6 protein-coding genes are annotated in these 13,040 nt (G+C 44.9%); 2 read left to right on the top strand and 4 right to left on the bottom strand.

Annotated features, from left to right (window positions below; translation table 11 throughout):
- Nucleotides 1–39 precede the first annotated feature (39 nt).
- The 4 genes from ACYVEA_RS03765 to ACYVEA_RS03750 all read right to left on the bottom strand — a co-directional run bounded on the left by ACYVEA_RS03765 (nucleotide 40) and on the right by ACYVEA_RS03750 (nucleotide 5,779).
- Nucleotides 40–1,404: a TldD/PmbA family protein gene (locus tag ACYVEA_RS03765; RefSeq protein ID WP_461112941.1), complete on the bottom strand. Its 1,365-nt coding sequence runs from the start codon at nucleotides 1,402–1,404 to the stop codon at nucleotides 40–42.
- 100 nt (nucleotides 1,405–1,504) lie between these two features.
- Nucleotides 1,505–3,163 (bottom strand): TldD/PmbA family protein, encoded by a 1,659-nt coding sequence (locus tag ACYVEA_RS03760; protein ID WP_461111987.1) that lies wholly within the window; start codon nucleotides 3,161–3,163, stop codon nucleotides 1,505–1,507.
- A gap of 446 nt (nucleotides 3,164–3,609) precedes the next feature.
- A complete protein-coding gene (locus ACYVEA_RS03755; protein ID WP_461111986.1) occupies nucleotides 3,610–4,698 on the bottom strand; it encodes an ATP-grasp domain-containing protein in 1,089 nt (362 codons plus the stop codon).
- A gap of 313 nt (nucleotides 4,699–5,011) precedes the next feature.
- A complete protein-coding gene (locus ACYVEA_RS03750; RefSeq protein ID WP_461111985.1) occupies nucleotides 5,012–5,779 on the bottom strand; it encodes a hypothetical protein in 768 nt (255 codons plus the stop codon).
- A gap of 880 nt (nucleotides 5,780–6,659) precedes the next feature.
- On the opposite strand from ACYVEA_RS03750, the gene ACYVEA_RS03745 reads away from it, so the two are divergent.
- Together ACYVEA_RS03745 and ACYVEA_RS03740 are read left to right on the top strand one after the other, a co-directional pair.
- Nucleotides 6,660–7,730, top strand: a complete 1,071-nt coding sequence (locus ACYVEA_RS03745; protein ID WP_461111984.1) for a T9SS type A sorting domain-containing protein — start codon at nucleotides 6,660–6,662, stop codon at nucleotides 7,728–7,730.
- A 1,650-nt stretch (nucleotides 7,731–9,380) separates the two neighbouring features.
- On the top strand, nucleotides 9,381–12,893 hold the full coding sequence (locus ACYVEA_RS03740) for a beta strand repeat-containing protein (protein WP_461111983.1): 3,513 nt from the start codon (nucleotides 9,381–9,383) through the stop codon (nucleotides 12,891–12,893).
- Nucleotides 12,894–13,040: the final 147 nt, after the last annotated feature.

The following is a 13,040-nucleotide window of genomic DNA, read 5'->3' as shown; positions in this document are numbered from 1 at the left end:
TCCATCAATTCCTGACTACCGATTGACGACTATCGACTTTTATACTGCGTCTGACAAGCTCGTAAACGTAAAGTCCCGAATTTTTAGGGGCGGAACAAGGTTGCCACCGATGCGGACGGGTTTACCCATAGCTTCGAGGTTGTTGAGCATAATGATCGGGCTTTCGTTGAAACGGAAGTTCTTCACCGGGAATTTAATTTGACCATTCTCGATGTAGAACGTCCCGTCGCGGGTCAGGCCGGTATAGAGCAACGTTTGTGGATCAACAGGTCGGATGTACCAGAACCGCGTTACTAAAATGCCTTTTTCGGTGCTCTTGATCATGTCGGCCAGCGATTGAGTGCCGCCTTCCATAATAAAATTCGCTGGTGGGGGAGTCGCTTTTACGCCTTTCTTATCCGCCCAATAGCGCGAGTAATACATATTCTTGATGACGCCTTTCTCAATCCAGGTTATCTTCTCCTGGGGGCGTCCATCGGCACCGCCACCACCAAAGCGACCACCGCCCCCGCCACCAAAGGGTGAGGTTGGGATTTCAGGATTTGTTGGGTCCGAATAAATGGTTACACGCTCATCCATCAGTTTTTCGCCCAGCCGCGTGCCACCCCCTTTTTTACTTAAAAAACTACGGCCCTCTTCGGCATTGCGGGCATCCATCGAACCCATCATAGCCAGCAGGAGTGAGGCATCGGTATTGGCAACGAGCGCGGCTGGCTCCAGAATAACAGTGTATTTGCCGGGTTCAATAGCGCGGGCACCAACCGATGCCTGTGCTTTTTGCATCGCAATTTCAGTCGCTTCCCGCGTGTTAAGTTTCGACGTATCTGTTACGTCGCGGGTAGCATAGCCCGATCCCATACCATCGGCTGTACGAACGGTAACGGAGAATTCAACACTTGTCTCCCGGTTATAGGCGAACAGTTCTTTACTATTGCCAATAGCGGTAAAACCGGTTGAATCTTCCATGTAGCCTGCGGCTGTTAGGTTTTGCTTGCGGCAGGGGTCAAGACTATCGAAGGCAGCCTGCGCCCGGTAATCAGGCGTAATGTTCTCGGTGTTACGTGAAAAAGGATCAATTGGCAAATAGGTTTGCGGCCCCAGCATGGGCATGTACTCGGGGTTTTCGGGCGCCAGCCGGGCAATTTCCTCCGCCCGGCGAACAGTTTTTTCGAGGGCTGCGTCGTCAAACTCGTTGATCGTTGCTGTGCCGGATTTTTTGCCAAATACCGCCGTTACGGCCAGGGAGAGGTTCGTCGATTCGCCACTAGTCGAAACTGAGTTTCGGGCATACCGGATGTTCCCTCTGCGGCCACCCGTAAGACTGACGCTGGTTTCGTCGGCTTTTGCGTAGCTGAGCACTTTATCAATAATCTTTTTTGCTTCTGCTTTGGTTAAAATAGCCATTTTTTTGAGGTTCATGGTTTAGGGTATTCAGTATATAGTAGGCTGACGCATCAGTAAGTTTATGCGTCAGCCTACCGTATACTGAATACCCTAAACTATTTTAAATCTTCCGTCCGGTATTAATAACGTTCACGCCGTTGAAGCGAGTAGTGGCACTGCCATGCGAGACGGCGCTAACCTGCGAGGGTTGGCCTTTGCCGTCGAAGAACGAACCGAACGTGCGGTAATCGTCTTTGTCGCAAAGCTGTGCGCAGGAGTTCCAGAATTCCTGGGTGTTCGACTGGTAGGCTACATCGTCGAGCATGCCTACGATTTCGCCGTTCTTGATTTCGTAGAATAATTGTCCACCAAACTGGAAGTTATACCGTTGCTGATCAATGGAGTAAGAGCCACGACCGATGATATAAATGCCTTTGTCGACACCTTTAATCATGTCGGTAACCGAGCGTTTTTCCGTGCCATGTTTCAGTGATACGTTCGGCATGCGCTGGAACTGTACTGAGTCCCAGTTGTCGGCATAGCAGCAGCCGTTCGACTCTTTTTCGCCCAGAATGGCCACCTGATCCCGGATGGCCTGATAGTTGACCAGAATACCATCCTTAATTAAGTCCCATTGCTTGGCAGGAACTCCTTCATCATCGTAACCGACTGTGCCAAGCGTATAGGGCTGGATTTTATCCGCCACAATGTTCACCAGTTTGCTGCCGTAGTTGAAGCTCTTGGTCTTCCACTTGTCGAGCGTAGCAAAACTGGTTCCAGCGTAGTTGGCTTCGTAGCCCAGCACGCGGTCGAGTTCGAGGGGGTGCCCTACCGATTCGTGGATAGTCAGGCCGAGGTGATTTGGGTCGAGCACCAGATCGTACTTACCCGGTTGCACCGTTTTGGCCGTAAGTTTTTCTTTTGCCTGTTTGGCGGCTAATATGGCATCTTCGACCATATCATACGAATTACGATAACCGATCAGCCCATTGGGAGCCATAATTTTTTCGGATGCCAGTCCATCAAGGTATTCATACCCCATGCCCATCGGAGAGCTGAGCGCGTCGCGGGTTTTGAATTTCCCCACTGCCCGATCAACGGCCGATACGGTGAAGGTAGGCCAGACACGATGGATATCCTGGTCGGCATACGTACCATCAGTTGAGGCAAAGTACTTCTGTTCGTTTACAAAGAACAGGTTCGAGGTAACGAACGTAGCCCCATTTTTCATGGCTTCGCCATTCACTTTCATCAGCAGATCGATCTTCTGCTGAACCGGAATCTCGAAGGCATTTTTCTTGATAGGCGTTTTCCAGACTACTTCTCCGACGCCTTTTTGTGGAGCTAGCTGTACGGGTTCAGCCTGAAGTTTGGCATTTGCTTTGGCGATGGCTACGGCCGTTTCGGCACATTTGGCAATGGCGTCGGTCGTTACGTCGCTAGTTGCCGAAAATCCCCAGCAACCGTTGGCCAGTACTCGGATACCTACGCCGTAAGATTCGGCGCTTACAATGTTCTGCACCCTGGTTTCACGGGTGAACATGAACTGTTGCAGATACCGACCAATGCGAACGTCGGTGTAGGTGGCCCCTTTGCTTTTGGCCGCATTCAGCGCAACGTCGGCCAGCCGTTTCTTAGCGGCTGTGTCAATACCTACACCCCGACCGGCTGCGTCAATGAGGTATTCGGGCGATACAGAATTGCCTAATACTGGAATTCCAGCCGTCAATAGGCCACCAATGCCCAGACTCGACAACTGGATAAAATCTCTTCTTTGCATGTACTGATTAAGTAGTTAATGAAGTTACTGGTTGATGATCGGCTAATTGGATTGGTTGGAAAATACGAAGATGGCCAAAAATAGTTGATACACCAGCAAGGGTATTTTTTTTTGTGACGAATGGTAAATTGGTATTTAAGGATAAATACCCAATATTATTTTGGTTAGGTATATAGTTACAGTTGACATCGTAAGCCAATCAACCACGAAAAACAGGTCCCTATATCCGTAAGCGTATTAAGTAGTTTACACAGAACGTGCGGATTATCATTCATACCACTATAGATAAAGAAATAGTATAGTGGCCCACTGATCTAAACTAACTTGGCATGAATCGTCTGGCGAAACTAACCTAGAACTCTGAACAATGATAAGCCGAAAATAGACCTGCCGTGATGGGAGAATAATCCATCACGGCAGGTCTATATAAAGGAAAACAGACGTTCCTATTTCTTGGCTTTTTTGGGCTTAGCTTCCATGGCTTCCTCTTTTTTTACAATTGCAACTTTTGGCGCTTTTTCGGCCTTAGTCGCAACGGCCTTCTTAGGCGCAGGTGCTTCTTCTGCTGGAGTTGGTGTCGTATTCGCCACAGAATCTTGCACGAATGTCCCCCAAGTCAGGTTAACTTTTCCCGGCTGTACTGTCTTGGCACGCTCAATAGCCATGTTAGCCGCAGCTTCAACCACCCAATCGAAATTCTTCTGACCAACAGAATGCACATCCGCATCGGGGGCAGGGTTGCAAAAGTCAATAGCAATGGGGATACCATCGCGTACAGCAAACTCTACTGTATTAAAATCGTAGCCGAGACCGTGGTTCAGTTTCAGTACGTAGTCTTTAATGGTATCCAGCAGTTTTTTGCCTGCGTCGCCGGTCGCTTTTAGCTCAGATGCGTAGCGGAGATGATGCGGATTGCGGGGCTCGTAGGGCATAATGAGCACATCTTTGCCGCCAATGCAGTAGCAACGAACGTAGTCCGTGAAGTCAATAGCTTCCTGATAGAGCATTACCAACTGGCCGGTCTCATCGTACGCATTGAACATTTGTTCTGGATTGTCCACTTTATAAACGCTTTTCCAGCCACCTCCCGCGTGGGGCTTCATAAACGCCGGGAAACCGATATGCGCAAAAATGCCTTCCCAGTTCATGTGGTTCAGGTTGCGGAACGAATTATGCGTTGTGTCGTCGGGTCGTTCTTTAGAGGGAAGCAGAATGGTTTTCGGTACCGGAACGCCCAGTTGAACGGCCAGGGCATTGTTAAAAAACTTTTCGTCGGCACTCCACCAGAATGGGTTGTTGATTACGGCTGTGCCAGTCAAAGCAGCGTTTTTCAGAAATGCTTTATAAAAAGGTACATCCTGCGAAATGCGGTCAATAATGACAGCGTAGTCGGTTGGTACACTTTGTTCGACCTGGTCGATGCTGACAAACTCCGCCTTAAACGTACTTTGTTTCTCATTGACCCTATCTACAAACGCCTGAGGAAATGTATTTTCCTGGCCGAAGAGAATACCTATTTTTGATTGTTTGCTCATAATGAGGGAGTTAAATGTCGAGTAAAAGTAAACTTGGACAACAAGTCGCTAGTCTCCTAGTAAATTTATAGGAGCAAGTTGCAGTCCATTTTTAACTAAAACAAAAAAAGCCCGGCTTTGGTCGGGCTTTTGTCATAGGCCGGGACGATTATACTACCGTCCGGTCGGAAAGACGGGTGTGCCTCATACAGGTCACTACACTGTCGATTCCGTTCCTAGTAATCATGAACGCTCAATACGTAGCACGGTGCGGATGTTTTGGATAGATTTTATCGTATTTATCGTGTGGATAGTCAATGAAATGAATGATGCATTAAAACTTTGCCGTTAAGCCTAGTTTCAGCGCTGATATGCCGTAGCCTACTTCGGCAAAAGCGCCGACTTTAGGACTGAACAGAAAGCGAGCACCGGCATGGATACCGATAAATAGGCCACTGTTGTACGAACTTGAGTAACCGTCATAATAACTATAGCCGTACGAGTCACTATAACCTGCGTGACGAAACCCCAACGTAGCCCCTACGTAGGGATCGAAACTACTGGTCTGTACATTCAGGGCTTCCGCTAAGTGATAGGAGGCCCGTGCCCCCGCGTAAACGAAAGTATAACCACTTGAATAGTACCCATTGTTGTAGCGGAAATAATCGATTGAGCCACCGACTGAAAAATTATTTTTACCCGCTACCTCCACGGATATTCCTATAGGTACACCGCCACCATAGTAGGTTGCCAGTCCAATGCCAGCATTAAGATATACGTCGTGTTTCCCTGCAGGCCGGTGGTGTGCCGTTAGAGTTGGTTTCGTAACGGGCTGCGCTTGAGGCTGTGCCTGATGGGTGACCGTTGGGGCTGTGTTTGCCACCGGAGCTGGTTCCTGCGCCTGAGTTTTGGGTGCGGTTGCAGGAGCAGCGATTGGCTTTCTGACCGGTGTTGTTACTACTTTAGATGTTGATGCGTGAGGCCGGTGAACTGCTTTTACAACTGGTTTTCGAACGGGTTGTTGCGCTAGCGTTGTGCTGATTGTAAGGGCAAAGGTTAGAGCAAAAGTGCCTAGTTTGGTAAAGGTTTGCATAGATGACATTGTAGTTGTTGTTTATAGTTGTTTATGAGGAACAGAACAAACCTACGAATGGAGGGGTAGGGTAGAACAGGCCTTCATGTGTGAACTGAGCAAAGCACTGCCTGAATTGTGAGGGTATTCGGATGAAGCGACTTAATATGCAGGAAACAGTAATTGGAAGCTAACAAGAAGCGAACGAGTGATGTAGCGCTTTGTAACTAAAACCTGATGATGCCATAGCGATCTCAGTTTCCTGAAAGCAATTCAACCAATGCAGTACGTTTACTTTACCGTCGTGGTCGAATAGTTTACCTGCTACCGTCTCCCACCAATACTTTCTTAGTCAAGGGTAGTGTAAGTTGGTAGAGAATCACATCTGAAGACAAATAATGATTTCTATATCCTCACTATAACTAAAGTGATTACTTAGGGAGATAGATAGTTTTGAAATACTAATAGATTAATGCTGGAAGAGTAGAAAGAGAATATTATGACTATTTGCCTCACTGTTATGGGCAGCAAATGAGTCGGAGTGTGTGTCAAAAACAATTCGATTGCTGATGAAATGGATTTTTTAATAAACAACTTCAGCCGTCGTCAGTTTAGTAAAATGAAACCTACGACGGCTGAAGTTGTTTATGGTTACTCCTTCATTTTAAGGAGATTTTCCTTAGCCATCTTACTGTATATCAAGGGGAGTGACAAGCAAAATAATATAACAGTCTTTAAAGGAGAAACAAAAGTGAAATTCAGATCGACAAGAATCCAAATGCAGAAAAAAATAGATTTTTATAAAAAATAATGCTTATCATTGCAGTCGTGGATTAAGTAGGACGAAATCCGCGACCGCTTTAGCATTTATCGTTGCATCCATAAACTTTACTATCTTCCATTTATGAACATGAAGAAATTTACTTTTCTCTGGGCTTTACTCTTAATGGCTGCCCTGAGGAGCTATGGACAGGCCGATCCAGCGGTCACTATCGCGAGTGTACTGCCCAATCCAGCCGCAGGCGTTGGTGGTCCCTTGACAATCAGTTTCGCCATCGGTAATAATGGCTCAGTACCCATTAGTGGCGTTAACGATGCCAATCAGATGGGCTTTACTATCTCACTGGGGAAAGCAGGTGCCGTACCTAACGATGTAAGTGCCTTGTCGGGTACCATCCTGAACTACTTTAATGTTATATACGTACCATCGGGTAATGGCTATTATTCTTTTGTCGGCCAACAGAAGACAGGGGTAGCTATCCCTGCAAATACATTGTTGACTGCTGTAATCTCGGCAACTGTTTCAGTAGCAACTGATTACTCTGTGCCTGGCGTATACACATCTGATATTGGAGCATCTTGTAACATTCAGCCCAGCGCAGCAACGGCAAATGTACCAGGAAATGATTTTGCATCCAGCTATGTCCGTACGGTTTCCCCTTTGCCTGTGTCATTGGTGTACTTCAAGGCAGAGGCTCAGTCTGACAAGACCGTCACCGTTAGCTGGCAGACCTCCATGGAGAGCGGTAACAAAGGCTACGTGGTAGAACGCAGCAAAGACTTGACAAGCTTTGAAGCCATTGGCGAGGTGACCGACGTGGCGGCCAACAGCACCAGCCTGAACAGCTACAAGTTTACCGATGCCAATCCGTACCGGGGCACCAGCTACTACCGCCTGAAGCAGGTGGATCTGTCGGGCAGCAGTCGGACCTATGCCGCTGCTGCGGTGACGATTGATGGGGTGTACGGGGTGTATCCTAACCCGGTGGCGGCTAACAATTTCAGTGTGTCTCTGGATGAGCCCAGCAGCGCCGTGCTGCACTTCTACAGTGCGACGGGTCGGTCGATTGGGGTGGAGAAGTCGGGGGTTGGTTCGTCGAGTGTGAATCTGAAGCCAACCGAGAAGTTGTCCTCGGGTATTTACTTATTACAAGTGGAGGAACGTGGGCAAGTGCGTACCCACCGATTAGTCGTTCAGTAGGTATAGATAAACAATACGATTATTATGTCTCCTGTTGCTACTTGTAACAGGAGATTTTTTTTGCCTAGTAGCATAAATAGTGCAGGTCAGTAAGACATTACATTACCGTTAAATAAAATGTGGTATAAACTAAATTGACTTTTAAACTCAATCTAATATACCCAGGAGTATCTTGGAGTCGGCACACCAAAGCTTGGGCCGGGGTGTTTTATTAAAGCAATATATTTTCTGTATGTTCTTCAAAAAGGCTTAACTAGTTAATTATTATCTCCACTAATAAGTCCTAATATATTCCTCACCGGTCTGCTGTTGCCATTGATTCCCAATTGTGTACGATAATATGGATCATCTTTATAAAAAAACGTCTAAAGAAAAGTTGTCAATCGCTAATGGTAAGCTTCAGTCCATTAGCGCAAGTGATTACTATATTAGCTTTTCCTCTTTAGTTCAAGTTAGTCGGAGCACCATCAGATAGGAATTTTCAGGTTCACTTTCATTTTCATAAGTAGCTAGTATTTACTACTATTAGCTAAACTTAAGTCAAAAAGATTATGTAGCACTTAAGCTGCTACTTTCCCCTGTTGTCTTACTTTATGTGAGATCACTACATGATGAATACTGCTGTACATAAACTTAATTTTCGGAGGTAAATGGTGCCATTTCTGCATAGCCAGAGAACATTATTTATGAAAACGGTGGGTTTAATACAAGGTTGCTATAACTACCAATTCATTTCCTCTTCCAGATTGTCTCCAAAAAATGTTTAAGGTGCAGAAACCGAAGGCTGAGTGATTTGCCTACGTAAAGGTCCTTGATATTGGCTGGTCAATAGGCCTTAAAATATTCGAAATTGTAGCGAAAATAATTCACTCCTAGTTTTTCTTACTAGCCTGATAAACAACTATATAAGGCTTCTAATTATGCATGTTAAAAGCTCACCTTTATTAGACTATAGCGATACAATCATTCTATAACAAGATTACTGGGATGTCTAGCTATATCTTTTAGCAGATTTAAAGCAGGTAATTCATTCCGCAGCAGGTTGAGCTAACTACCTTAATTGACGTATTAATAGATAATAAGTGGGTGAGTTGATGTTTTTTTTTCCTTCTATTTTCACTTTGATTCGTCTAAGCATTAGCCTTGTCAACTTGACAGAGATTAACCGTAATTATAGGCAGTTTTTATTTAGTAACTTATTTTAGTTATATAAAATTCAGTTATATGATTATTCAGTATATAAATAGTAATATTATTCTACGTATGATACTTAAATCATAGATAATTTTTTTCTTTTCTTATCTATTTATATAAATAGTAAACTAGTTTTTTAATAATAAATTATCTGTATGTTTGCCTATCAGCTAACATACACTTCTTGATACTATATAGATTGTTTGAGGGACTTATATAGTTATGTGTTTAGCTAGCTGTCGATTTAGTAGCTTATTACCCTGTTAATTTAAAGACCTACTCACCAATATATCAAACTAGTTATACACTTTACTTAAATTTTAATTTGCACAATTAATTCACTTTTAACTCCTCGTTTTTATGAGACGAATGTTTATTTTTCCAGTCCATGTGACCACTTCATGCCATTGGGCTTGTTTATTTCTATGTTTGTCTTTGCTGTGTTCCATTCAATCAATGGCTCAGCAAGCCAGTATACCTGCCAATAAAGATGCATCTACTCCTTTTATCTCTACCACTGCTCTACCCACAGTTAGTCTAGTCGCTACGACTACAGCAGTTGATGGGGTCGGTGTGGTTTACTGGGAAAATGGTAATAATTGTGTTACACTAGGTCTTCCCATTCCCTGTGGACCAAATGAAGCGGATAATGTAACAAATAGCTCTACTACAGATTTTGCCAGAGTCCACTTTTTATCAGCTGGTGGATCGGCACGCTTAAGAGTAACAGATAATACTGCCGCAAATACATACGCCGGAGGTAATTTTGCTGGGTTTGTTATAGCAAACTCGTCTGCTCTGGGAGCCAGTTTGTTAGGCACTATCACTATCGCTACGTATAATAATGGCTCCTTTGTGGAAGCCAGTACATCAAACTCATTAATAGGAGTTAGTTCATCATTACTTGCGGGAGCTTATGAGGTAGGATTTATCACTACAGCACCATTCGATGCGATAGAAATTAGATTCGGGGGCTTAGTTAGTGCTGATACCTACGATGTATACTACGCAGTGCAACGCCGGTTCGCTACAGGACCTTCCTTAGCGTGTAACACAAGGACTCCTTTTGTAACTGCGGCTAACTCATCAACAGCAACGGGTTTTCCAGCTGCCATAGAACCTGCCCATACTGGCGCTAGTGGTCCCACTACGTTCACTGTATTAAATGCAACAAATGTAACCAACTCTACTACAGCTGATTATGCCAGTATTTCAGCCCCGCTGCCTGTCAATGTCAGTGGCGTAAGCAGTGTGTCTCTTGCGGTGAAAAATCAGGTAAATACAGCCGGTTATTCAACTGGTACATTTGCTGGATTTGACGTCGAAAATACGGTAGTGATTGGAGCGTCTTTACTAAGTTCAACAACCATCAAAACATACTTAAATGGTGTATTGAGCGAAGCTGTAACGGGCGGCTCATCATTGGTGTCAGTTCCACTATTAACAGCTACAGGACGACAGACGATTGGGTTTGTAACGAGTCAACCCTTTAATGAGGTACAAATAGTTTTTAGTTTCCCTGCAACATTGAGCGTTGGAGAGACAAGAATTTATAGTGCAATTTTTAAAAGCTTCTGTGCGGGACCAACAATTGCCTGTAGCACCAGTGCAGTGACGCCCTTAACGAATACCAATTTTCCTGTCTATATTAATAATAATCATACAGGTACGGGTTCTTCGCTGGCGTGTGTGGGGTGTGCTATTAACAATGCTGATAATGTCATCAATGGATCGACTTCATCGCCTGCTACTATTTCTCTAGGAGCAGCCGTATCGGCTACTGCCAGGCTTTCAGTTGCCAATCCGTTGGATACATATCCAGCTGAATCCTATGTTGGGTTTGACATTGAAAGCAGTACGTTAGTAGGAGCAAACCTTTTGGGCCGCACCCGAATTACTCTATATAATAATGGAAGTGCTGTGCAAACCGGAAGTGGCGCATCCTTACTAGCAGGTGTCTCGTTGGTGTCGGGCAACCGACAAACGGTGGGAACCGTAGCACAAGTGCCGTTCGATGAGGTTGAGATCGAATTTACGCAGTTGGTCAGCGCAAATCCACTAGGCACTGTCAGCATTTATCGGGCAGTTATTCAAAAAGCCTGCGTAACGCCGGTAGCTTGTAATCAAACCAAATTTTTAAATACGACTGATTTCTCTGCGTTTATCGAAGGGACCAGGACAGGCTTATTCGGAGTAGTTTCTGCTGATTTACTGGGTAGTGGCGTTGCGAACCCTGGGAACGCGATTTCGCCTACCACTACAGATTTCGCACGGATTACGAACGTGTTAGGCGTAGGGGTTACGGCGTCAATTTCAGTAGCTGACCCAGCAGATGTGTACCCCGCCGGGACATTTGCTGGATTCACAATTAGCAAGGCAAATTTGCCCGTCTCGGCAAATTTATTCTCAAATCTTACGGTCAATACGTACCTGAATGGCGTATTTCAGGAAAGTAGCGCAACTGTTGGTAACTTGATTGATCTGTCGGTGTTCCTGCAAATCTTTGGCGGAGTGCCAAGCAGTGACCTTGCCAACGTTGGCTTTGTTACGTCAAAATCATTTGACGAAATTCAGCTCAGCGTCGGTTCGTTCGCTAGTGTAGGGAACTTCGTAGATGTATATGGGGCCTTTGTTGATACGCGTACTTCCTCAAACGGAGGTAGTCTGGTTTGTAATTTCGTTCTTAACCCGGACTTCAACGTAACAATTATAGATGTACCCGTTTCTGGAAATGTAAGTACAAATGATAAAGTGCCTGCCGGAACAACATACGGTACCCCAGCAGCCAGTGGTAGTAACCCATCAGGAGCTACTATTATAGTCGCTTCTACTGGTGCATATAGTTTTACGGCTACTATGCCTGGTACCTACACCTATACTGTACCTGTTTGCGCTACAGGCCAGACAAGTTGCCCAACAACGTCTTTGGTCATTACGGTTCTTGATCAGTCTATAACGAACAACAAACCGGTGGCAAATCCTGATTATGCCAACGTACAGAGCTCAACTGTTGCCACAGGAAGCGTAACCATAAATGTGAAGGCTAATGATGGAGCGGGTAACCCAGGCGGAGTGTTAGGCACACCAACAATTACTACTAACCCAACCCATGGGACCGCTAGTATTGATGGATCAGGTAACGTAGTATATACACCAGCAACAGGCTACATCGGTGATGATGTTCTAACGTATCAGGTTTGTGAGACACCGGGCGGACTATGTGCACCGGCTCAAGTCACGGTACATATTGTTGCGCTTGGAAGTTCAACTGTGACGGTAGCTGATGACTATGTAAGCACTGTACAGAATGCATCGGTAACAGGCAATGTGTTAACTAATGATTCGGGGACGGGCCTGGCCGTCTCAAGCGCAGGCACCATTACATCGCCGGGTAAGGGAACACTGATTATAACTTCGACAGGTAGTTATACATTTACCCCAGCTGCGGGCGTAACCGGTCCAGTGGACTTCACTTACACCGCTTGTGATGGCGTTACCCCAGCCTCTTGTGGAACAGCAACCTTACATATACTAGTTAAAAAAGTGCCCGATCTGGCTATTATTACGACGGTACAGCCATCTAGTATGTATGGCACAACCAACTTTACCTTAGTAGGAGATGTGTATGAGCTCAATTCATCAGCTGTCACGGGACCGATTACAATATACATAGCTAAAGACCCTATATTTGTATTGAGCTTTGATGGCAATGCAACTATCGTAGGTAGCAAGGTGGTAAACAATAGTATTTGGACCTTTGATGCTACCAATGCTGACTTCTATACACTGACTACAAATACAGGTTTTGTTGGTGGGACGAAACGTGTTTTTGGCTTGACAGGCGTGTTTACTCCAGGTAATACAAAAGGAAAAATTGCTATAAGTTCGCTTATTATTGGAAGCAGTAGTGGTGAGTTGAATTTGGTAAACAACTCTGATGCTGATACAATTGATTATTTCAATAAATAATGCTTATTATTACGCTCGATGCTAAGTAGAATTTCTATAGGTATCGTAGAGTTAATACTTTACGATACCTATAGAAAGGTTTATATAAATCGAGCAAATTTTTAATAAATTCTCTTTAAAATTTTTTAGGCAGCGCTTTATGAAAAT

The organism is Spirosoma jeollabukense, from assembly GCF_054777855.1.
The sequence above is the reverse complement of the archived record's forward strand: the minus strand, read 5'-3'. Positions and strand labels throughout refer to the sequence as shown.

What these genes read in the sequence shown, in the direction of transcription:
- ACYVEA_RS03765 (WP_461112941.1), bottom strand. Translation starts at nt 1,404, where the DNA reads ATGGCTATTTTAACCAAAGCAGAAGCAAAAAAGATTATTGATAAAGTG.
- ACYVEA_RS03760 (WP_461111987.1), bottom strand. Translation starts at nt 3,163, where the DNA reads ATGCAAAGAAGAGATTTTATCCAGTTGTCGAGTCTGGGCATTGGTGGC.
- ACYVEA_RS03755 (WP_461111986.1), bottom strand. Translation starts at nt 4,698, where the DNA reads ATGAGCAAACAATCAAAAATAGGTATTCTCTTCGGCCAGGAAAATACA.
- ACYVEA_RS03750 (WP_461111985.1), bottom strand. Translation starts at nt 5,779, where the DNA reads ATGTCATCTATGCAAACCTTTACCAAACTAGGCACTTTTGCTCTAACC.
- ACYVEA_RS03745 (WP_461111984.1), top strand. Translation starts at nt 6,660, where the DNA reads ATGAAGAAATTTACTTTTCTCTGGGCTTTACTCTTAATGGCTGCCCTG.
- ACYVEA_RS03740 (WP_461111983.1), top strand. Translation starts at nt 9,381, where the DNA reads ATGGCTCAGCAAGCCAGTATACCTGCCAATAAAGATGCATCTACTCCT.